Source organism: Nostoc sp., assembly GCF_036917775.1.
Taxonomy (GTDB): domain Bacteria; phylum Cyanobacteriota; class Cyanobacteriia; order Cyanobacteriales; family Nostocaceae; genus Nostoc.
This window is the reverse complement of record NZ_JBALEQ010000042.1, coordinates 19,379-40,165: the sequence shown is the minus strand read 5'-3', so window position 1 is coordinate 40,165 and position 20,787 is coordinate 19,379. Positions and strand designations below refer to the sequence as shown.

The 20,787-nt window shown below is 41.4% G+C and carries 21 protein-coding genes; 9 read left to right on the top strand and 12 right to left on the bottom strand.

Annotated features, from left to right (window positions below; all coding sequences use genetic code 11):
* The first annotated feature begins 360 nt into the window (after positions 1 to 360).
* A complete protein-coding gene (gene smc / locus V7K69_RS06990; protein ID WP_335032641.1) occupies positions 361 to 4,008 on the top strand; it encodes a chromosome segregation protein SMC in 3,648 nt (1,215 codons plus the stop codon).
* Positions 4,009 to 4,066: 58 nt separating this feature from the next.
* On the top strand, positions 4,067 to 5,062 hold the full coding sequence (locus tag V7K69_RS06985) for a PRC-barrel domain-containing protein (protein ID WP_335032638.1): 996 nt from the start codon (positions 4,067 to 4,069) through the stop codon (positions 5,060 to 5,062).
* A 220-nt stretch (positions 5,063 to 5,282) separates the two neighbouring features.
* On the opposite strand, the gene V7K69_RS06980 is transcribed toward V7K69_RS06985, so the two are convergent.
* The 5 genes from V7K69_RS06980 to V7K69_RS06960 form a co-directional block, all read right to left on the bottom strand.
* Entirely contained in the window at positions 5,283 to 5,648 is a 366-nt protein-coding gene (locus V7K69_RS06980; protein WP_335032636.1) for a DUF5615 family PIN-like protein, read from the bottom strand.
* Entirely contained in the window at positions 5,648 to 5,983 is a 336-nt protein-coding gene (locus V7K69_RS06975) for a DUF433 domain-containing protein (protein ID WP_335032634.1), read from the bottom strand. The genes V7K69_RS06980 and V7K69_RS06975 overlap by 1 nt, the downstream gene beginning before the upstream one ends.
* A 211-nt stretch (positions 5,984 to 6,194) precedes the next feature.
* The gene (locus V7K69_RS06970; protein WP_335032632.1) at positions 6,195 to 6,605 is read right to left on the bottom strand and encodes a type II toxin-antitoxin system VapC family toxin; all 411 of its coding nucleotides are present in this window, start codon (positions 6,603 to 6,605) and stop codon (positions 6,195 to 6,197) included.
* Positions 6,602 to 6,838 (bottom strand): type II toxin-antitoxin system Phd/YefM family antitoxin, encoded by a 237-nt coding sequence (locus V7K69_RS06965; RefSeq protein WP_335032630.1) that lies wholly within the window; start codon positions 6,836 to 6,838, stop codon positions 6,602 to 6,604. The genes V7K69_RS06970 and V7K69_RS06965 overlap by 4 nt, the downstream gene beginning before the upstream one ends.
* A 30-nt stretch (positions 6,839 to 6,868) precedes the next feature.
* A complete protein-coding gene (locus V7K69_RS06960; protein WP_335032628.1) occupies positions 6,869 to 6,997 on the bottom strand; it encodes a hypothetical protein in 129 nt (42 codons plus the stop codon).
* Positions 6,998 to 7,108: 111 nt separating this feature from the next.
* Here V7K69_RS06960 and V7K69_RS06955 point away from each other — a divergent pair, with 111 nt between their 5' ends.
* Both V7K69_RS06955 and V7K69_RS06950 read left to right on the top strand, forming a co-directional pair.
* The gene (locus V7K69_RS06955) at positions 7,109 to 8,833 is read left to right on the top strand and encodes an ABC transporter ATP-binding protein (protein WP_335032626.1); all 1,725 of its coding nucleotides are present in this window, start codon (positions 7,109 to 7,111) and stop codon (positions 8,831 to 8,833) included.
* 279 nt (positions 8,834 to 9,112) lie between these two features.
* Positions 9,113 to 9,751 (top strand): histidine phosphatase family protein, encoded by a 639-nt coding sequence (locus V7K69_RS06950; protein WP_335032624.1) that lies wholly within the window; start codon positions 9,113 to 9,115, stop codon positions 9,749 to 9,751.
* Between the two features lie 246 nt (positions 9,752 to 9,997).
* Here V7K69_RS06950 and V7K69_RS06945 read toward each other — a convergent pair whose 3' ends face one another.
* Together V7K69_RS06945 and V7K69_RS06940 are read right to left on the bottom strand one after the other, a co-directional pair.
* Positions 9,998 to 11,212, bottom strand: a complete 1,215-nt coding sequence (locus tag V7K69_RS06945) for a TIR domain-containing protein (protein WP_335032622.1) — start codon at positions 11,210 to 11,212, stop codon at positions 9,998 to 10,000.
* Positions 11,213 to 11,601: 389 nt separating this feature from the next.
* Complete coding sequence (locus tag V7K69_RS06940; protein ID WP_335032620.1) at positions 11,602 to 13,059, bottom strand: protein adenylyltransferase SelO; 1,458 nt, start codon at positions 13,057 to 13,059, stop codon at positions 11,602 to 11,604.
* Positions 13,060 to 13,181: 122 nt separating this feature from the next.
* Here V7K69_RS06940 and V7K69_RS06935 point away from each other — a divergent pair, with 122 nt between their 5' ends.
* Positions 13,182 to 13,841, top strand: a complete 660-nt coding sequence (locus tag V7K69_RS06935; protein ID WP_335032618.1) for an SMI1/KNR4 family protein — start codon at positions 13,182 to 13,184, stop codon at positions 13,839 to 13,841.
* Between the two features lie 24 nt (positions 13,842 to 13,865).
* Here the strand turns inward: V7K69_RS06935 and V7K69_RS06930 are convergent, their stop codons facing one another.
* On the bottom strand, positions 13,866 to 14,351 hold the full coding sequence (locus V7K69_RS06930) for a hypothetical protein (RefSeq protein ID WP_335032616.1): 486 nt from the start codon (positions 14,349 to 14,351) through the stop codon (positions 13,866 to 13,868).
* 244 nt (positions 14,352 to 14,595) lie between these two features.
* Positions 14,596 to 15,171, bottom strand: coding sequence for a GNAT family N-acetyltransferase (locus tag V7K69_RS06925; RefSeq protein ID WP_335032614.1), 576 nt, complete (start codon positions 15,169 to 15,171; stop codon positions 14,596 to 14,598).
* 325 nt (positions 15,172 to 15,496) lie between these two features.
* Here V7K69_RS06925 and bioB point away from each other — a divergent pair, with 325 nt between their 5' ends.
* The gene (gene bioB, locus V7K69_RS06920) at positions 15,497 to 16,504 is read left to right on the top strand and encodes a biotin synthase BioB (RefSeq protein ID WP_335032612.1); all 1,008 of its coding nucleotides are present in this window, start codon (positions 15,497 to 15,499) and stop codon (positions 16,502 to 16,504) included.
* 87 nt (positions 16,505 to 16,591) lie between these two features.
* Here the strand turns inward: bioB and V7K69_RS06915 are convergent, their stop codons facing one another.
* On the bottom strand, positions 16,592 to 17,086 hold the full coding sequence (locus tag V7K69_RS06915) for a MarR family winged helix-turn-helix transcriptional regulator (RefSeq protein WP_335032610.1): 495 nt from the start codon (positions 17,084 to 17,086) through the stop codon (positions 16,592 to 16,594).
* A gap of 101 nt (positions 17,087 to 17,187) precedes the next feature.
* Here V7K69_RS06915 and V7K69_RS06910 point away from each other — a divergent pair, with 101 nt between their 5' ends.
* Positions 17,188 to 18,084 (top strand): EamA family transporter, encoded by an 897-nt coding sequence (locus V7K69_RS06910; protein ID WP_335032608.1) that lies wholly within the window; start codon positions 17,188 to 17,190, stop codon positions 18,082 to 18,084.
* A 165-nt stretch (positions 18,085 to 18,249) separates the two neighbouring features.
* On the opposite strand, the gene petL is transcribed toward V7K69_RS06910, so the two are convergent.
* The gene (gene petL / locus V7K69_RS06905) at positions 18,250 to 18,345 is read right to left on the bottom strand and encodes a cytochrome b6-f complex subunit PetL (protein WP_109007553.1); all 96 of its coding nucleotides are present in this window, start codon (positions 18,343 to 18,345) and stop codon (positions 18,250 to 18,252) included.
* 164 nt (positions 18,346 to 18,509) lie between these two features.
* Between petL and aroB the strand changes: the two genes are divergently transcribed.
* Positions 18,510 to 19,601, top strand: a complete 1,092-nt coding sequence (aroB, locus tag V7K69_RS06900) for a 3-dehydroquinate synthase (RefSeq protein ID WP_335032606.1) — start codon at positions 18,510 to 18,512, stop codon at positions 19,599 to 19,601.
* 73 nt (positions 19,602 to 19,674) lie between these two features.
* A complete protein-coding gene (locus V7K69_RS06895; protein ID WP_335032603.1) occupies positions 19,675 to 20,253 on the top strand; it encodes a Uma2 family endonuclease in 579 nt (192 codons plus the stop codon).
* Here V7K69_RS06895 and V7K69_RS06890 read toward each other — a convergent pair.
* Positions 20,239 to 20,760, bottom strand: a complete 522-nt coding sequence (locus V7K69_RS06890; RefSeq protein ID WP_335032601.1) for an NUDIX hydrolase — start codon at positions 20,758 to 20,760, stop codon at positions 20,239 to 20,241. The genes V7K69_RS06895 and V7K69_RS06890 overlap by 15 nt on opposite strands.
* Positions 20,761 to 20,787 lie beyond the last annotated feature (27 nt).

Below are 20,787 nucleotides of genomic sequence, written 5' to 3'. Positions count from 1 at the left end.
TGTTTACCTATAAAATTATCTTACCTACTTGTAAAATATTCTTGCAATAAATAGTAATAAACTAATAGCGATCGCTTTGCCAACGACAAGTTTTTACATTAGTTGCTCGTTTTTCCAGTTAGTTATCTAAAACTGAAACTGGAATGATTTGATATAGTTGCTTTTGAGCGCCTGCAATGAAATCTCGTGTTTGTGCTAACTCTAGCAGTATTGTGTTTTCTCTAAACCACAATTCTCTTACCCTCTCTGTGTTCTCTGCGCCTCTGCGGTTCAATAATCTTCAATTCTCCGCCCTACCCTCTTGCGAATTTTTAATTAGTTGATACACTTGTTCTTCATTAGCCCAGTTAACCAGCGCCTATGGTTCATATCAAGCGCGTGGAACTTACCAACTTCAAATCCTTCGGCGGTACTACTTCAGTCCCTTTGCTGCCGGGGTGTACTGTCATATCTGGGCCAAATGGTTCGGGTAAATCTAATATTCTCGATGCACTGCTATTTTGCCTCGGACTCTCCAGTTCTAAGGGAATGCGAGCTGATCGCTTGCCAGATTTGGTAAATAACACCCAAACGTCTAAAGGACGCGCTTCTATTGAAGCTAGCGTCACTGTGACGTTTGATTTGTCAGATGAAATCTCACACAAAGACACTAAGGCGCAAAGGGAGGGAGGAGAAGCAGGGGAGGCAGGGGAGGCAGGGGGAGCAGGGGAAGAAAATCCAAAATCCAAAATCCAAAATCCAAAGTCGGCAGAGTGGAGTGTTACTAGAAGGCTGCGAGTCACTCACCAAGGAAGTTATACGTCGAATTACTATATCAATGGTGAAGCTTGTACGTTGACAGAGTTGCATGGGGAATTAAGTAACCTGCGGGTTTATCCTGAAGGCTACAACGTGGTGCTGCAAGGGGATGTCACCAGCATTATCTCGATGAATGCGCGGGAACGGCGGGAAATTATTGATGAATTGGCTGGGGTGGCGGCATTCGATCGCAAAATCATTCAAGCCAAATCAACTTTAGATGAGGTGAAGGAAAAGGAAGATAGCTGTCGGATTATTGAGACGGAATTAACTGCACAGCGCGATCGCCTTTCTCAAGATCGTGCTAAAGCTGAGAGATATCAAAAACTCCGCACGGAATTTCTGGCTAAACAATCCTGGGAAGCGGTTTTATCATGGCGATCCTTGCAAGCACAACAAGAAAAGTTAGTTCACGAAATTCAAACAGGCGATCGCAATTCTAGTGAACTCTCAACCCAACTCACAAACCTAAATTCCGAAATCGTTCAAAAAACTGCTGAACTTGAACAACTCAATGCCCATGTCAAAGCATTGGGAGAAGATGAACTTTTGGCGGTACAATCTACCCTCGCCACCCAAGAAGCCGAACGTAAACAACTCCAGCGCCAGCTAACGGAATTACAAACAGCTTCCCAGGAAACCGCCAAACGTCTGCTTCAAACTCAGCAAGAAATTGAAAAACACCGTCATTCCCTAAAAGAAATTGCCGAAACACACATTGTAGAGACGCGATTCATCGCGTCTTCCCAACACCAAAGAAATGAGGCCCACCAATCTCTAGAAACCTCCCGCGAAGCCGCCGCAGAAATCGCCTCGGCTTCGGAAGCGTGGGTGCAGCAACAAACGGCATTCAATCGTCAAATTGAAACTCTGCTGCATACTCTAGAACCGCAACGCACAGAAAAAGCACAACTCACAGAACGAAATAATCAGTTACAGCAATTAATTTCCGAGCAAACCCAGTTAATTGAACGCGACGAACCGCTATTAGCCCAAAAACAAACTGACTGTAATCAAGTTGAAACAGAATTTAACGCCTCTAGCGAACCCATCCAGAATTTAGCTCAAAATCTCTCAGCCACAGAACAAGAATTGCAAATCCAACAGGAAACCCAAAAGCGGTTACTTTTTGAACAACGAGAAAAACAACGCCAGTTGGATAAAATCGAGGCGCAAACGCAAGCACAGCAAGAAGTCCAAGGAACCCAAGCGAGTAAAGTTATTTTACAATCGGGAATGCCTGGACTTTGTGGCTTAGTTGTGCAGTTGGGAAAGGTGGAACCCCGCCATCAGCTAGCTTTAGAAATGGCTGCTGGTGGACGCTTGGGACATATTGTGGTGGAAGATGATGGTGTCGCCGCAGCCGGAATTGAATTGCTCAAACAGAAACGTGCCGGGAGAGCGACTTTTTTACCACTAAATAAAATTCACGCTCCGAAATTTACTCAAGATGCAACGCTGCGTTTTGCTAATGGTTTTGTTAATTATGCTGTGAACTTAGTCGATTGCGATCGCCGTTACAAAGATGTATTCAGCTATGTTTTTGGTAACACAGTAGTATTTGCCAGCCTTGAGGCGGCGCGGAAAAATTTAGGTTTATATCGGATTGTCACCTTAGACGGAGAACTCTTAGAAACTAGCGGTGCAATGACTGGTGGTAGTAACAGCAATCGTTCGGCGTTGCGGTTTGGTACGGGTGAAGCGGCGGAATCTGATGAAGCGATCGCTTTGAGAAGTCGTTTAGTGGATATTGAGCGAGTTTTAGAGCGTTGTACTGAAGCGATCGCTACTTTGTCAGCCAGAGCCAAAAAACTGACGCAAGAACTCACAGAAGCGCGTCAGGCGCGGCGCGAACAGCAATTGCAATTGGAACAGTTGCAGAAAGACATTAAGAATTTGACAGCGCAATTAGAGGGGACGCGATCGCAACTCGCCCAAAACAGCGAAAAATTAGCCACTGCTCAATCCCGATTAGAAATTTTGGAGCGGGAATTACCGGGACAAGAAACTCAACTGCAACAATTGCGACACGCTTTAGCAGAGTTGGAAGCGTCTCAAACTCCCAGCGAATGGCAGCAAATTCAGGCAACCATTAAAATTCAAGAGCAACAATTGCAACAACGGGAGACAGCCTTACGCGAAGCTGAACAAAGATTAAAAAATTTAGAAAATCAGCAACAACGTTTGCAAGAAAAAATCCAAGAAGCAGAAACGCGAATCACCGAATACGAAACCCAACAAATCTCTTGTAAAGACGCGATTCATCACGTCTCCACACAAATCACAACGATAAACGACCAAATCACCCAAACCCGTTTATCTTTGAGTCAAATGGAGCAGAATTTGGGAGAAGAGAAACAAAAACGCGACGCTACAGAATTGGAAGTGCGATCGCACCTTTTGCGCCAACAACAATTGCAATGGGAAATCGAAAAACTCAAAGAAACCCAAGAGAAGCGGCGGGAGGAATTAATTGCACTGCAAAGCCAGTTGCGAGATATGGGAGCAGAATTACCAAATCCCCTGCCGGAAGTTCCAGATAAGGTAGATTTAGAAGAATTGCAGAAAGAATTGCGATCGCTTACCAAACGCTTACAGGCAATGGAACCAGTTAATATGCTGGCGTTGGAAGAATACGAACGCACTCAAAACCGTCTCCAAGAACTGACGCAAAAATTAGAGACACTAGAAGGGGAACGCACCGAACTACTTTTGCGGATTGAAAACTTTACCACATTGCGGCAACTTGCTTTTAAAGAAGCGTTCGATGCTGTCAACGAAAACTTTCAATCGATTTTTGCCATTCTTTCCGATGGCGACGGCTTCTTGCAACTTGAAAATCCCGAAGATCCCTTTAGCAGTGGACTAAATTTAGTCGCACACCCCAAAGGCAAACCCGTACAGCGCCTAGCTTCCATGTCTGGGGGAGAAAAATCACTTACAGCCTTGAGCTTTATCTTTGCCCTCCAACGCTACCGTCCATCGCCCTTTTACGCCTTTGATGAAGTGGATATGTTCTTAGATGGAGCAAACGTAGAACGATTAGCTAGAATGATTAAGCAACAGTCACAACAAGCGCAATTTATAGTTGTGAGTTTGCGTCGTCCGATGATAGAATCAGCCGAACGCACAATTGGCGTTACTCAAGCACGAGGAGCCTATACTCAAGTTTTGGGGATTAAATTACAATCATCCAATACATCTACTTGAGTTTTTGTTAATAATAGTGTATAGACAAACCGGATTCGAGATCAGGACTCGGTATAGAATGACCTCCGAACAGATAATTAGACGTTCCGATATATTAAACACCCAGGTGATTACCCGCGACAACGGCAAGCGGCTAGGCATCATCAGTCAAGTATGGGTTGATATTGATCAACGAGAGGTTGTGGCTCTTGGTTTGCGAGACAGCCTGATCTCCATTTCGGGCATACCGCGCTATATGTACCTCAACAACATCAACCAGATTGGTGATGTCATCTTAGTTGATAACGAAGATGTAATAGAAGATATCGAAGTTGAATCTCTCAGCAATCTGATTAACTGGGAAGTAATTACAGAAACAGGTGAAGTATTAGGCAAAGTCCGGGGCTTCAAGTTCAACGGTGAAACCGGGAAGCTTAACTCTATAGTCATCGCTTCTTTAGGATTACCCCAAATTCCCGACCAATTTTTGAGTACTTACGAGTTCTCAGTAGATGAAATTGTCAGTACTGGCCCCAATCGGTTGATTGTATTTGAAGGAGCCGAAGAACGGGTGAACCAGTTGACAACTGGTTTACTAGAGCGTTTGGGTATCGGCAAAGCTCCGTGGGAGAGGGATGCAGAAGAAGAATACGGCTATACTCCACCACGCCAAGTTGCACCAGGCAATCAACTCCCTAGTGGTGTACCATTACAGCCACCCAGACAAAAAGTTCGTGCCCCCGAACCCGTAGCGCGGGAAGAGGAATGGAATGAAGACTATGTGGAAGAGGAAAGGCCACAGCGTCAGGTAATGAAGGCGCGGCAGTATGAATCTATTCAATACGAAGAAGATGAGGAAGAAGATAACTGGAGTGAAGCAACAGGTAGCGACAGGTATCAACAACCGCAGCCACTAAAGTATGAAGCCAAGCCTTACAGCAAGCCTTATGTTGACGAATACGATGATTATGATGATGTAGACGGCGATGCTTGGGAAGATGAGCCGAAGCCTGTGAATATTCCGAAAAAAGTTAAGGAAAGACAGCCAGAATACGAAGAAGAAGGCGGATATTAATTCGTAATTCGTAATTCGTAATTCGTAGTTCGTAGTTCGTAATTCAACAGGAAAATTACGAATTATTTCTCAGATAAGTTTAGCCCTCTCCTTGTAAGTAAGGAGGGGGCTAATTTTTTACAATAAGTGAGGTGTGGAAGCCATACTTGGTTCGGTTAAGGTTTTTTGATGAAAATTCTAGATTGCAAAGACGCGATAAATCGTCGTCTCTTGTCTTAACCTATTGGCTTAGAGGTAGATATTCAATTCGATCCTGGTATTCATCCTCAAACGAAGCTTCCACAATGATGATTAATTCTTCAACAGTTTGTCCAATGCTTTGGTTTGCATCGATGGTGAATATTCCAGGAATATGGCGACCTGAAGCTAAATGGTCAGCCAAATGTCTGGGCATCGACTTACGGTTATTTGTCACCAAAATAAATTCATTGGTTTCGCACCAAACCAAAATTTCTGGATCTGGAGTGCCCTTGGGTGGCACATCTAAATCCCCAATGATTCGCACAATCAATTCAGGGTTGCGCCGCACAAGTTGAGAACGATATGTAGGACTCAAATGTTCATCCAACAGATACCGAATTGCCATTAGCTTTCCTGCAACTGTTTTCCAGCGTTTTCTTCCTGCATCTGCCGAAACCTCATCCTGGCAGGAGACGGATTTCGCTGTTGATCTTCGCGCATGGTTCGGGAAAATTCCAACCAATTTACCAGATAAGCATCAACCTCTGAACGATGATGCAAGTAATATAAAATCGTGGCGTAAACCTGTTCCAACGTCACTGTATGAAATTGTTCGGCAATTTCTTCTGGTGTTTTACAGCGATAAATATACTCGTAAAGAATGCTCTCAATCCCAATGCGGGTTCCTTTGAGTCGGATGTCATCTGGTGCAAGGGCATTGAAATACTCTTCCAGGTTCATAAAGCAATACCCCTCAAATTAACATTCCACTTTAATCATAAAAGAACACCGGGAAACTCTATGATCAACCCTAAAACAGTTTGTAACTAATTAGTTAAGTGTTCAGAAACTCCCCAAAAGCTGCGTGCCCCTCCGGTTCAATTCACGCAAACGAGAAGCGCTATAAGATTAATTCAGCCTTTTCCTTACTTACAAGGAGAGGGCTAATTTTTTAGCGCGGTTCGAGCCAGTTTTCTACTTTTAAATTAGGAACACAGGAAAATTCACGAATATTGGCGGTAACGAGAGTTAGACCAAGGGTTAAAGAATGGGCAGCAATTAATAAATCATTACCTCCAATCGGTTTACCAAGTTGTTCTAAATCAGTGCGGATTTCTGCGTAATATTGCTCTACAGGATGAGTTAGGGGTAGTATTTCAATACTATCCAAAATTATTTCAAGTTTTTCTATGAGCTTTTGGGAGTTCTTTTTTCTAGCCCCAAATCTTGATTCACAAGCTACGATAATACTTGTACAAATTTTGTCTTCTCCGACATCTTGAATTTTTGAAAATACCACTCCTCTGGGATTTTTAATTAGTTCGGAAATGATGTTTGTATCTAATAAGTATAAATAACTCATTTTGAAAACTCAATATCATCTAAGGGTAATAATCCTTCGTCCACGTCGGCAAAGTCTTCGTCTAGTGGTTCAAGGGTGGAAAGGGTTTGCAGGAGGGATTTTTTCTTGATGGGGGAAATGATGGCGAAGGGGATACCGTTTTGGGTAATAGTGAGGGGTTCGCCTGTTTTTTGAGCTTGGTTGAGTAAGGTTTGGATGGTTGCGGGGAGGTCGGAAAGGGTGATTTGTGTCATAGTGGGTTACTGAGGTTAGCGTATGGGGAATTAACGCACATCTATTTTACCTGTGACGGCGTTGGTGATGAGGGCAGTGCGATATTCTTTTAACAGTTCAATTACTTCTTGAACTTTGGATTTTTTTTGGTCTAAATATTTGGCGATCGCTTCATTCATGACTGGCCATAGTCGCTAAAACAGTTTGTAACTAATTAGTGAACTGTTCAGAAACTCCCCAAAAGCTGCTAGCGTCAAACAAAGGAAAAATATCGTTGTGGACTTTCAAGCTTGAAAACGCGTTCTAATTACTGGCAACTACTGCCTTATATCCGACTCCAGTGGAAAACCATCACCAAGGGACTTATTGGTATCTTGGGATACGTGCTGGCGACATTAGTGTTGATAAATCTTGCTGGTAAATTGGCAATTCCCTTTGCACAGGGTAATGTAGTAGCGATCGCTCAAATAACTGGCAGCTGTGCCTTAGTCTTTCTTGTCAGAGGCTTGTTTCAGTCTATACAAGATATGTACATGGCCAAAGCTTCTTTGAGAGTTGCTTTTTATCTCCGCCAGCAAGTCTACGCCCATCTGCAAAAGCTAAATCTCAGCTATTTTGAAACCGCGAAAGCAGGTGATTTATCTTACCGCCTTACGGAAGATGTTGATCGGGTTGGCGAAGTGGTAAATAAAGGATTTCACGACTTTATCCCCTGCATTTTGCAGTTGTTGGCAATTCCGATTTACATGATTTATCTAAATTGGCAACTGACATTAGCAACGGTGATAGTCGCGCCGTTGATGGGTATTTTAGTTGGCTGGTTTGGTGAACGTTTACGCAAGTATTCCTTAAAAAGTCAAAATCGCGTGTCGGGTTTATCAGCCATCCTCGCGGAAGTTTTCAACGGTATTCGTTTGGTACAGGCTTTTGCTGCTGAAAATTACGAAATCGCCCGCTTTGGCCATGAAGCAGAACGCAGTCTCAAAGCAAAATACTCAGCCGAACGCCTGAAAGCGATTCAGATTCCCATTGTGGGATTTCTGGAAGCTTTAAGTGCGTTATCGTTACTGATTGTGGGAGCGTGGCAGATTTCCCAAAATAATTTAACAGTGGCGAATTTTTTCAGCTATTTGGCGGCGGCGGCGCTGTTAATTGATCCTATTGGTCATACTACTAACAACTACAACGAATTTAAGCAGGGTGAAGCATCTGTTGACCGGGTTTTTGAATTGATGGCAATTCAGCCGACGGTAATCGAAAAGATCAATGCGATCGCTCTCCCCCCAGTCAAAGGCAAAATAGAATATCGTCATATTTCCTTTGCCTATAAGCCTGGTGAACCCGTATTGAAAGATATCAGTTTATTGGTATCACCAGGTGAAGCGATCGCACTTGTGGGTGCTTCGGGTGCTGGTAAAACCACATTTGTCAATCTCCTCCCCCGTTTTTACGACCCGGAAGTTGGTCAAATTTTCATTGACGATGTTGATATTAGGGATGTGAAATTGCATAGTCTGCGGCGGCAAATTGGGATTGTTCCGCAAGAAACCATCATGTTTTCGGGGACAATTGCCCAAAATATCGCTTTTGGACAAGATGTTTTTGACATGGAAGCAGTGAAAGAGGCGGCGAAAATTGCTAATGCTCATCAGTTCATTAGCCAACTACCAGAGGGTTATCAGACCTGGGTGGGTGAACGTGGGGTAAACTTATCAGGAGGACAAAGACAAAGAATTGCGATCGCTCGTGCGGTTCTCCTCAATCCCCAAATCTTGATTCTTGATGAGGCGACATCAGCATTAGACTCTGAATCAGAAGCACTGGTACAGGAAGCGCTAGAAAGACTGATGCAAAAACGCACAGTATTTATTATTGCTCACCGCTTATCAACCGTGAGACGGTGCGATCGTATTTTAGTTCTCGAACAGGGACAAATTGTCGAATCAGGAACCCATGAAGAATTATTAGCCCTAGAGCATCGCTACGCGCGGTTTTATGCCCAGCAATTTAGTTAGTAGTGGAGAAGACACAGAAGGTTATGGACTTCCAAATAAAATAAATACTCAAAAAACTCTCTTCTCCTCATTCCTCTGTGTTCTCTGTGTCTCTGTGGTTCGTTTATTTAGGTAATCTATTTTTTGGAAGCCCCTTAAAGAAAAGTAGAACTTTTCAAAAGTTTGTGTTGGATTGACTTTTCTGGTTGATTACTTTGTCCTGGTGTCACATAATCGATTCCAAGATTGATGGTAGTTTGTTTTTGCACCAACTCCTTTATCCCAATTGCGATATAAGCTATGACACTCAATTTATATTTACTGCGACATGGAGAAACTACTTTTAGTCAAAGTGGTAATTTCTGCGGTGAAACTGATGCGGAGTTGACAACAGAAGGGATGCAGATGGCATCCGGTTTTGCCGATGTTTATCAAAAATTGAAGTGGGAAGCTGTTTATGTTAGCCCGATGAAGCGCACAGTTGCAACTGCCAAGCCATTTTGTGATGCTATCGGTATGGATATGCAGTTGCGTGACGGACTTAGAGAAGGTAGTTACGGTGAATGGGAAAAGAAGAGTAAATCGTTTGCCCAAGAGAATTACGCAGAAAACTATGTAAAATGGTTGACAGAACCCGCTTGGAATGCACCACTAGGTGGAGAAACTGCGGTAGATATTGCTAACCGTTCTATGCCTGTAATTGCTGAAATTCAAGAAAAACATCAGCAAGGTAATGTTTTAGTGGTTTCCCATAAAGCCACAATTCGGATTATGCTTTGCAGCTTACTGGGAATTGATTTGGGACGCTATCGCTATCGGGTGAATATTTTGGTCGCGTCGGTAAGTATGGTTAAATTTGACGTTAATGGCCCTTTGTTAGAAATATTAGGCGATCGCCATCATATACCCGATCATATTCGCTCTCGTCCAGGAACATAAACCTCGTCTACCTTGAGAACCGTAGTTTTGTAGGTTGGGTGCAGCGTTAGCGTAACCCAACATAAATAAGATGGTAATGTTGGGTTGCGTTTCACTCCACCCAACCTACATAAATATATCTTTTAAAAAACTCTAGATTTCAACATTGATGAGGTTTAATTAGCAAAAAGTTTTGTTATGAAGGGGATACAAGCCAGGTTTGACATGACTTGCCAAGAAGGGATAGCAGCCTTTTAAAATACCAAATTAGATGAGCTGATCCTGGGTAATTAGCATAGTTTTTGCAAAAATAATTTCGTTAACTATATCCATAACATCATTCACGACATCTTCTGCCGTTGAAGGATCATTGATATATTGATTTAATGACTTGAATTTTTCCGGTGAGATATTTCCCATTAATTTACTATCCCAATTTTCCAGCATTTCGTCGAATACTTTTTTGGCATCGCCATTAGTACATACAATAGGAATCACCGGAATTTTTTCTTGTTTAGCATATAGATAAGTTTCATAAGTTCCACCAACGCCTCCCACAAGAATCACCAAATCTGAATGTCGCAAACAATCGAGCCATTCATTAATACCTGACTCAGTGTATTCGACTTTTCCACCCTTAAATACAGGTTGTTTTTCTCGTGGAACAACGTGAGTTAACTTATCAGTTAGGCGGATATCTTTTTGCGCGATTTTTTTGGCAAAATTATCAGCAACAACATAATCTACTCCCTCCCATCCACCTGTTATCAAGTTATAGTTATATTCTGCTATCTTTTCACCAAGTTGTTGAGCGCACCAATTAATTTCATTAGGAATTTCAAAAGATCCTGTTCCTGCAACTAAAATACTCTTTTTGCTTCTGAGTTTAACAGCATCATTTTTAATAGCATCAGTAAGCTGATTGATAAATCCATTAAAGTTTTGAGACGGATCAATGCTTAATTTATCCGAGATAAAAAACATGAATTCATCAATCTTCTGGGAAATTTCCATAATTTTTTCAGCAACATTATACATTGCAGAATCTTCATGAGCAGATAGTTCTGAACCCATAAGTTGTTTTAGTGTTTCACTCTGTTGCTTCCAATATTTTATATACTCAGTCTTACCTTCTTTGGTATAAACATTAGCATCGTGTAAAACCACAGGAAAAACTTTTTGTTCATAATCCTTGCGTTTCATGATTTCAACAGCTTCAAACATACAGTATTCAGAACGCAAATATTTGTCGCTGACAACGACAATTACATAGTTTCCGCGCCCGATTTCCTGCATGAAGTCGTGTATACTCTTACCTAGGGTTAAATAGTTGCGATCGCGAATTAAGTTATAACGTTCAGAAATAAGTGCGGTGCAAATTTTATCGACTAATTCTTCGCGTTGACTACCTAATTCACTCTTGTTATCTTTCCATGCGTATGATATATATATCTGATTCATTTTTTTAAGATTTTCTGACATGCGATAGAGGAATTTGGAACCAATAAGTGAATAAAATTCGCTTCTACATAAACTATCCTCCACCTACGCCGAATGAAAAAATAACCCACGTGGGCAAAAATAATTCTGAGGTAAGTTTTAGAACATCAGAACTTTGGAGTTTAGTCTGTGTAGCCGTGATTTCTAATCACCAAGGCTGAATAAAATTTTACTTTTATATTTGATAACCGACCTACGTATTTTCTCGCAATTCAATTTAATTAGGATTGTTATTTCTATACAATTTAGTTAAAAACTTTTGTAGAGACGTTGCAATGCAACGTCTCTTATTAGATTATTCGTCGTGTAAATTACACCAGATATAATCTCAAGAAGCTGTCCAGATTAAAAAGAAAATAGGTGTGATTTTACTATTTTCTAGACTGAATTGCCTGGATTAACTCATAAAAAGGTTGCCAATTATCTTCTTGAGCAATTGCTTCCCAAGTAGACTCAATCACAGGTCTTAATAGTGCCGTTTTAGGATTATGAACAGCTAGTGTTTGGGCAATTACATCGGTGCGGTCGCTATCAAAATCATTCAACATTTTATGGTATAGTATGCACCAATCATCAAAAATTCCTGACGCACCCGGTACTGGCACAATATCCGAATTATTCATCACAAAACCTGGCTCATCTCGCCATTTTGATGAAAAAGTCCGAGCCATCTCATAAAAAAACTGGTGATAACCAACTTGGCTATCTTTCAAGAATTCAACCGTTAGATTCAACAGTTCCGCAGCTTGTGGGTGTGACAGTTCTACAAAACCTAACTTTTTCAACATTAAAGAACTGTATTCAGCTTGATAATGTTCATCAAACCTTTCTAATGCCGCTTCCATTTCGTCCTTATCAATAATCGCCTTTAAAGGTTCTTGGAGCATTTGCAAATTTAACTTACAAATACTTGGTTGATTACCGTAACAATAGCGTCCATAATAATCAAAATATGCAGCTATAAAGGATGGGTTATAAGTTGGGATAAAGGCGTAAGGGCCATAGTCAAAACTCTCTCCAGTAATTGACATATTGTCAGTATTTAGGACTGCATGACAAAAGCCAGCCGCCATCCACTGCGCTACTAGTTCTGCAACTCGTTTCACTAATTCGGCGTAAAACAAGACATATTTATCTGGTTCAGCGCTTAAGTGTCGATAATATTGCTCAATTACATGGTCTAACAGCTTCTTAGTTAAATCTGGACGCTGAAAATAGTGCAGTCGCTCAAAAGTGCCAAACCGAATATGAGAACTGCTCATTCTAATCATCACAGATGAGCGGGTAGGTGAAGGTTCATCACCTCGCCAAAGGGGTAAACCTGTTTCAATCATGCTCAAACAGCGCGAGGTACGTACACCCAAGTAGTGCAGTGCTTCCGCAGCCAGAACTTCCCGCACCCCACCTTTGAGCGTGAGCATCCCATCCCCCCCACGGGAGTAGGGCGTTCTCCCAGAGCCTTTTGTGCCAAAATCGTACAATTCGCCATCAGTAGCGCGGACTTGTCCATAGAGAAAACCTCTACCATCACCCAACTGTCCGTTATATTCACCAAATTGATAGCCGTGGTAACGTAGTGCTAACAAGGGTTTGCGCCCCTGAAACTGGCCAAAAGCTGTGATGAAATCTTCGTCTTTGACTACTTGAGGGTCTAAACCCAAACGAGGTAGTAGTGCATCGTTACGCCAACGCAAGAGGTGTTGGGGAAATTCTGCTGCTGCCACCTCATCATAGTAGTCATCACCTAGAGATTCTAAGGCGCTTTCGTAGTTGAGGGAGAGAAGAGGATTGCTAGAATTTTTGTAGTTTGGAGTTTCAGCCAGAGTCATTACGAGCAAAGCTTAATTCATTCTTCCCTTAATACTACCTCTGGCTTCAAAATCAGCATAGACACAAAAAGCGACCCATATCTAAAATATGGCAGCGCCACCATTAAAATCTAGAGTGCATAATGAATAAAGTTTTGCAATTAAAGAAAAAATTAACTCAATTAGCTATTTTAGACGCTACCTTTGAGGTTTTTGGCTCAGAATCACACCAATATCAATTAAAACCTTGCTTGAGTAACAGAGATATTCAAGTTTTTGAATCTAGATACAATATTAGTCTACCAATTGAATATAAAAACTTTCTGTTAGAAATTGGCAATGGTGGTGCGGGGCCAGGATACGGCTTATCTGGACTATCAGGAATTGAATATGAAGATATAACCGCAGAAAAACTATACCAAGAGAAGTACGAAAATCTCTCTAAACCATTTCTTTTAACAGAAGCGTGGAATGATTTAGATTTGATTATCAACAATAAAAATGATGATTATTTTGACAATAAGTTTATCCAGGGTACTCTCACCATTACAACTTATGGTTGTGGAATTGATGCAATATTAGTTATTACCGGGGAGCAGTCAGGAAAAATCTGGATAGATGACCGTACTAATGATAATGGAATATATCCTGCTTCTTTGGATTTTTGTAGTTTTTTCCATGATACCGACCCTGATGATTCTCATCCAAATAGCGACCAGGGGCAGCCTTTAAGTTTTTATGATTGGTATGAAGACTGGCTTAACCGAAGTTTGCATCAAATCCGCCAGTCTTCGGAAACTTAAGCTTAATTAAATAAAACTGATTTTTTACTTTTTAATTGGTTGCGATACTGGTTGAGTAGTTTCTACTGGATTTGATGTTGGTGAAGTAATTCCTACTGAGTTTGATGTTGGTTGTGATGCCTGTGAAGATAAAATTTGTTTTACTTGTTGGTTATAAGTTTGCAAAATTGATTGAACCTGTTTTTGTTGATCTTGATTCAGATCCAAAGATTTTAACACTATTCTAATTCTCTGACGGGATTGCAACGCTGCCTTAAATTTAGTGGCTTGAGAGGGGTTTAATAAAGCCTCAATATCCTTATCTCTTTGCTGGCGAGCCACTTGGATTTGTTGACGCTGTTGGTTTGTAAGTTTGATTTTTTGGTGTGTGGTAGGACTATTCTGAGTTTTTAAGGGTGGTGTAGTGGGAGAAGTTGGAACTGGTGCAGCCAAAACCACTCCGTGCAATATGGTAGCAAAGGCGAAGATAGTAGAAAATACAGATAAGCGCTTTATAGAATTAATAGACATTTTGAAAAACTCCTCAATCATCTAAAAAAATTCACCCTTTGTCTTATTAGTCAGATGGTGAACAAATATTACTCTTGCATTTGCTTGTGGAGTTGTTGTGTATTTATTATGGATTTACTATGAATTTATAGATATTGTAAGTTAATATCTCAATGTTGTTAATTAACTGTGTATAAATATAACATCAAAATACAGAACTTCTTAAAAAAAGTTCGGTATTTCTACACTACTAGAAAATAGCCATTTAAAATTTTGGTGCTTGCCAATTAGTATTTGTAAGACTTGTCATAATATGATCTTCCCATTGTCCATTAATTAACAAATAGTCTCTAGCGTATCCTTCAATAACAAATCCTAGTCTTTTTAAAACATTACCACTGCGCCGATTGTGAGGCATATAATTAGCCATAACTCGGTGAAAATTTAACTCTTGGAATAGATATTGAGTTGCGGCTTTTAGCCCTTCTGTCATATATCCTTTACCTTGTTTACTTTCAGCAAGGCTATATCCCACGTAGCAAAAATGAGCGGCTCCTCTTACAAAATTGCTAAAATTTACCGTTCCAATAACTACAGTAGGATTTTTTTTTGTAAAAATAAATAGCTTTAATGATTGCCCATTAATAAATTCGAGAAAACTATTCTCTATCTGATATTGCCAATATTCTTCAGTGAAAAAACCATCAGCCCATAGAGGGTAGAATGGAGTGAGATAAGTTTTGTTATAAATGAAGTATTTAAGAATTTGGGGTATATCTTCATGAATCGCCGCTCGTAATAATAGGCGATCGCTAGTAATTATAGGCAGTTCTGATATCATAATCGACGGGATCTCTTCCCAGCACATTCTCTAAATTTTATAAATTCTCTCATACCTATGGTTTAGCAGCAGCAGTTAGAACTGCTTTGCCCAATATTCTGTACAACAGATAGGGTGAGTATTTTTGCTCGTAATCTGCCATTCCACCAAAATCTTGATAAGCTGATGTCTAATATCTAGAGCGCAAGGATTGAGAGCCAATGGGTGATAAAGCACAGTACGCGGCATAACTTCGATAAAATCGCTTTGCCCAAACGCTGTACCGCAGGAAATTCAACCAAAAGACAGCTCAAGATTTAACCCAGTCTACAAGAAGGATAGTGATGTGGTGGGAATACGCTACGATTGGCAGGAATTAGAGATTCGGACGATATACAATATGCCATTTCTAGAGCTTATTTATCAAGCTGCTAGTGTGCATCGCCAATATCATGACCCAACAAAAATACAAGTTTGTAAGCTTATATCCATTAAAACGGGAGGTTGTCCAGAAGATTGTAGCTACTGCGCCCAATCTTCGCGCTATAAAACAGAGGTAAAGGCGCAAGCACTTCTCGAAAAGGAAACCGTTGTTAACATCGCCCAAAAAGCTAAAGAAACTGGTGTGAGTCGCATCTGTATGGGTGCTGCTTGGCGCGAAGTGCGGGATAACTCACAATTTGAGGAAGTCCTGGAAATGGTCAAGGATGTAACCGCAATGGGCTTAGAAGTGTGCTGCACTCTGGGTATGTTGACGGCGAATCAGGCCAGGAAATTAGAAGAAGCGGGACTTTACGCCTACAACCATAACTTAGATACCTCGCAGGAATATTACAACACAATTATTACCACGAGAACATATAGCGATCGCTTGAATACAATTGAGAATGTCCGTCAGACAAATGTTACTGTCTGTTCTGGCGGCATCCTTGGTTTAGGCGAAACTGTCGATGACCGAGTTGGGATGTTACAAACTCTGGCAAATTTACATCCGCATCCAGAGTCAGTACCAATTAATATTCTTTCACAAGTACCGGGCACACCCTTAGAAAATCAACCTGATGTCCCCATTTGGGATATTGTGCGGATGATTGCCACAGCCAGAATTTTAATGCCAGCTTCTGATGTGCGTCTTAGTGCTGGTAGGGCTAGGCTTTCTCAAGTAGAACAAGCTTTCTGCTTTATGGCAGGAGCCAATTCTATCTTTTCTAGCGACGACAACAAAATGTTGACGGTGACAACTCCCTGTCCAGATTATGATAGCGATCGAGAAATGCTGAATTTACTTGGTTTGGGAATGCGTCCACCTTCCCAAAGACAAGAAAAGGTAGCAAGTCCGGCTGTTGTGGGATAAATATTTCATTTCGTGCAAAACATTTAGTCAAGGATTTAGATCCAGACTAAATGTTTTTTGTTATCCCTTTCTTCAACAAGGTTGCTACTATTCTCCTTCAAATGAAGTCAAGAGCTTTCTTAACAGCACAATCAGTAATTCCCGCTCTGATGGCTGCAAAACACTGAGGATGCCATGCTCATTGGCAACATGAGCTTCTACGGCTTTCTCAATTAAGTTGAAACCTTCTTCTGTCAATGTGATTAAAGTGCCGCGCCGATCGCTCGCATCTGGAATTCGTTTTACCAACCCAGCTTGCTCAAGTTGGTCAACGCGATGAGTCATTGTGCCGGATGAAACCATCAAAGTGTTAAACAATGCCGTTGGTGATAGCTGGTAAGGAGCGCCGGAGCGACGTAAGGTAGCTAACACATCAAATTCCCCAAGATTCAGACCAAACTGAGAAAACGTCTCTTGGATTGCGTGTTCAAAATGCTTGGCTACCCGTCCCATCCGCCCAATTACTCCCATTGGCGATACGTCCAAATCAGGACGCTCACGTTGCCATTGCGCCAAAATCATATCGACTGAATCGGAAGCCATTGTGCTGATTGCTTATGCAAGTTTCTTGATATCAAATATCTTAACATCAAGATAAATGTTAAAATCTCGATATCAAGTATCTTGACATCGAGATAAAATCCATGAAAATAAAGACTGCCGGAAGGTTCGATATTTGGCTGACAGCCTTAGCACCAGCAATCTGGGGAACTACGTACATTGTGGCAACCGAACTTTTGCCACCGAATCATCCTTTGTTAGTTGCAGCATTGCGATCGCTACCCATTGGTATTTTGTTAACCGCAAGTTTGCGACAACTCCCCAAAGGTATTTGGTGGTGGCGGATTTTGCTGTTGGGAGGGTTGAATATTGGTATTTTCCAAGCCTTGTTATTTGTGGCAGCCTATCGTCTTCCCGGTGGAGTAGCAGCAACGGGGGGAGCAATTCAACCGTTGTTAGTGGTGATATTTTCGTGGCTATTACTGGGCGATAAACCATCAAAACGCTCAATAATGGCAGCCATTGCCGGATTTATTGGCGTTGGTTTATTGGTTCTCAGTCCTGCGGCTCGTCTTGATTGGATCGGAATTGGTGCTGCGATCGCAGGAGCGGTAACAATGGGCTTAGGAACGACATTAACCAAACGCTGGAAACGTCCAGTTTCTCTGCTGGTGTTTACGGCATGGCAATTGGCGATCGGCGGGATTATTCTTTTACCTATTGCCCTAGTTGTTGAAAAACCGTTGACTCACTTGAGTGTGACAAACCTATTGGGATTTGTCTATTTGGGTTTAGTGGGAACTGGGTTAGCTTATATGCTTTGGTTTCGCGGAATTGAACGATTAAAAACAACAGCTGTTTCTTGCTTGGGATTGATGAGTCCTCTAGTTGCAACCCTGATGGGCTTTCTGGTGTTACATCAAACGCTAATGCCAATTCAACTGATTGGAGCAGCGATCGTACTAGTGAGTGTTTTAGTGGGACAACAAACTAATCGATTAGGCGATCGTTCGACCACTCACTTTAAAGTATCGTCTTAAAAAGAACTTTAGTTCAACACGATCTGTCGTTGATTACTTGAGTTAGAAAGATTTATCGTCAATTTTTGGATGCTATTTTTAAGCGCAACTTGTTGTCAATTGAAGGACGGGCACTCTGCCTGTCCTTCAAAAGTCATAGGTTGATAGGCTGAATGTATCTCTCGGTTAAATTATTTTGGCAGTCCGCAGACCGAACAACAGACCGACAGCCAAACCAAAGAACAAAGCTAAAAAGCCGATGTAAGCTGCAATTGCAAACATTTATTTTTCTCCACAATACTTCCTAAATCTATTGAATCATTAGTTATTAGTCATTTGTCATTTGTCATTTGTCATTGGGGCATGGTTATTCTTGTCTGCCTCATCTCCCCCACTCCCAGATTGCGATAGAATACAGCCCACGGGCGCTTGTTTGGGGTTGAGCAATGACTTCTTTAATTAATGTAAATTTACCAGAGCAGTCTTATGAGATTGCGATCGCACCTTCGAGTTTAGATCAACTGGGTCAGCAGATGGCCAGTCTGAAGCTAGGCAAGAAGGTACTGCTGGTTTCTAATCCGACTATTTTTAAGCATTTTGGGGAAAGAGCAATTACATCCCTAACATCTGCTGGATTTGAAGCCGCTAGCTGCACCCTACCGCCTGGTGAACGCTATAAAACCCTTAATTCTATCCAAAAACTCTACGATGTCGCCTTGGAAAACCGCCTAGAACGTTCTGCGACGATGGTGGCTTTGGGCGGAGGTGTGATTGGCGATATGACTGGCTTTGCCGCCGCAACTTGGTTGCGGGGTATTAATGTTGTCCAAGTGCCTACAACTCTCTTGGCGATGGTAGATTCGGCAATTGGTGGCAAAACTGGCGTAAATCACCCCCACGGGAAAAACTTGATTGGGGCATTCCATCAGCCGCGCTTGGTTTTGATTGACCCAGATGTGTTAAAAACCCTTCCGATGCGAGAGTTTCGGGCAGGGATGGCAGAAGTTATTAAGTACGGTGTAATTTGGGATGCTGAATTGTTTGCCCAGTTGGAAGCAAGTAAACGGCTTGACCAACTCCGCTATGTAAAACCTGAGCTAATAGAAACCATATTAACGCGCTCTTGTCAAGCCAAAGCTGACGTTGTTAGCAAAGATGAGAAAGAAGGCGGATTACGCGCAATTCTCAACTATGGACATACCATCGGTCATGCAGTGGAAAGCTTGACTGGTTATCGTTTAGTGAATCACGGTGAAGCAGTGGCTATTGGTATGGTAGCAGCCGGTCAAATTGCCGTGGAATTGGGAATGTGGCAAAAGGAAGACACAGAACGTCAAAATGCTTTAATTCAAAAAACAGGTTTACCGACTCAGTTACCATCTGGGTTGGATATTGAAGGAATTATTGAGGCGTTGCAACTAGATAAAAAAGTTAAAGCGGGAAAAGTGCGGTTTGTTTTACCAACGCAAATTGGTGTAGTGACAGTTACCGACGAAGTGCCATCAGATATTATTCGGCAAGTATTACAGAGAATGTAAACAATTTGAAGAAGAATTCCGAATTAAAATTAGCTACTCTGTTCTTCGATTACGAATTACGAATGATTGAGCCATGATACTCCAAGCCAAGAATCAATTAACCTTGCAAGAATTCTTGAATCTTCCACCAGGCGAGGGAGATATCACCTATGAATTTGTTGATGGTCAAGCAATTCCTAAAATGTCACCAAAAAAATTCCACTCTAAACTTACTCGCGCACTTCTCAATTTGATTGAGCAATGCTGTGAGGGAAAAGGAGAAGTTTACCCAGAATTAGCTGTCGCCTTAACCCGTCGAGGGCGAGATTGGATGCCAATACCAGATATTTTGTATATTTCCAATGAACGTTTACCCCCTGATTGGGAACAAGAGGGAGCATGTTCTGTTCCTCCCGATTTGGTAATTGAAATTATTTCACCTGGACAAACCTTTGGACAAATGGCAGCTAAAGCCAAAGACTATTTGGATGCTAAAGTGCTGCGGGTGTGGGTGGTAGATAGTAAAGCCAGAAGTATCACTGTTTTTTATTCAGATGCAGCACCACAAACTTATATGGGAGACGAATTACTCACAGATTCCCTATTTGAGGGACTGGAATTTACTGTTGAGCAGTTATTTCAAAAGGCGAAAATACCATTAAATGGCGAATAGCACACTTTTTGCGTCTAGCACAATTTGACGCATATCATTTTTATTGCCTGCTTGATATTGAGAAATGAATTCATCAATATCTATAATGTTTCTTCCCATACTTTCATGTGTATATAAGCTTAGACAGGCGTAGCCATTGTTAGAGATTATTTCCTCAACAAATCCAGTCATGACCGCAAGGTATGTAAGCTGCTCAGGTTGACTACCGTAAAAATCAGACTGGATAAATTTCACAAGTTTTAATTCTCCTAGAGTTACTTTTACCTCCTCCATAACTTCTCGTCTTGCAGTTTCCTCATAAGTCAATTCACCTATCTGCACATGTCCCCCAGGGAGGTCAATACCACGGTCAAGGAGAGCGCATACAATTAAACCATCCTTGGTAAAAGGTACGACTAGAACACTCGTTATCTTTTCAAAGGCAGGTAAAAATGAACTGCCAATATCTACAAAATTGACTTTTTGGCCTGTTTGTATGACAGTCTTTCTGCAATCCTTCTCACTCATTAGCTTAATTTTTCTATTTAATATAGT

Excerpts from the sequence above, each read along its gene's own strand:
- smc (WP_335032641.1), top strand. The coding sequence starts at position 361 with ATGGTTCATATCAAGCGCGTGGAACTTACCAACTTCAAATCCTTCGGC.
- V7K69_RS06985 (WP_335032638.1), top strand. The coding sequence starts at position 4,067 with ATGACCTCCGAACAGATAATTAGACGTTCCGATATATTAAACACCCAG.
- V7K69_RS06980 (WP_335032636.1), bottom strand. The coding sequence starts at position 5,648 with ATGGCAATTCGGTATCTGTTGGATGAACATTTGAGTCCTACATATCGT.
- V7K69_RS06975 (WP_335032634.1), bottom strand. The coding sequence starts at position 5,983 with ATGAACCTGGAAGAGTATTTCAATGCCCTTGCACCAGATGACATCCGA.
- V7K69_RS06970 (WP_335032632.1), bottom strand. The coding sequence starts at position 6,605 with ATGAGTTATTTATACTTATTAGATACAAACATCATTTCCGAACTAATT.
- V7K69_RS06965 (WP_335032630.1), bottom strand. The coding sequence starts at position 6,838 with ATGACACAAATCACCCTTTCCGACCTCCCCGCAACCATCCAAACCTTA.
- V7K69_RS06960 (WP_335032628.1), bottom strand. The coding sequence starts at position 6,997 with ATGAATGAAGCGATCGCCAAATATTTAGACCAAAAAAAATCCAAAGTT.
- V7K69_RS06950 (WP_335032624.1), top strand. The coding sequence starts at position 9,113 with ATGACACTCAATTTATATTTACTGCGACATGGAGAAACTACTTTTAGT.
- V7K69_RS06945 (WP_335032622.1), bottom strand. The coding sequence starts at position 11,212 with ATGTCAGAAAATCTTAAAAAAATGAATCAGATATATATATCATACGCA.
- V7K69_RS06940 (WP_335032620.1), bottom strand. The coding sequence starts at position 13,059 with ATGACTCTGGCTGAAACTCCAAACTACAAAAATTCTAGCAATCCTCTT.
- V7K69_RS06935 (WP_335032618.1), top strand. The coding sequence starts at position 13,182 with ATGAATAAAGTTTTGCAATTAAAGAAAAAATTAACTCAATTAGCTATT.
- V7K69_RS06930 (WP_335032616.1), bottom strand. The coding sequence starts at position 14,351 with ATGTCTATTAATTCTATAAAGCGCTTATCTGTATTTTCTACTATCTTC.
- V7K69_RS06925 (WP_335032614.1), bottom strand. The coding sequence starts at position 15,171 with ATGATATCAGAACTGCCTATAATTACTAGCGATCGCCTATTATTACGA.
- V7K69_RS06915 (WP_335032610.1), bottom strand. The coding sequence starts at position 17,086 with ATGGCTTCCGATTCAGTCGATATGATTTTGGCGCAATGGCAACGTGAG.
- V7K69_RS06910 (WP_335032608.1), top strand. The coding sequence starts at position 17,188 with ATGAAAATAAAGACTGCCGGAAGGTTCGATATTTGGCTGACAGCCTTA.
- petL (WP_109007553.1), bottom strand. The coding sequence starts at position 18,345 with ATGTTTGCAATTGCAGCTTACATCGGCTTTTTAGCTTTGTTCTTTGGT.
- aroB (WP_335032606.1), top strand. The coding sequence starts at position 18,510 with ATGACTTCTTTAATTAATGTAAATTTACCAGAGCAGTCTTATGAGATT.
- V7K69_RS06895 (WP_335032603.1), top strand. The coding sequence starts at position 19,675 with ATGATACTCCAAGCCAAGAATCAATTAACCTTGCAAGAATTCTTGAAT.
- V7K69_RS06890 (WP_335032601.1), bottom strand. The coding sequence starts at position 20,760 with ATGAGTGAGAAGGATTGCAGAAAGACTGTCATACAAACAGGCCAAAAA.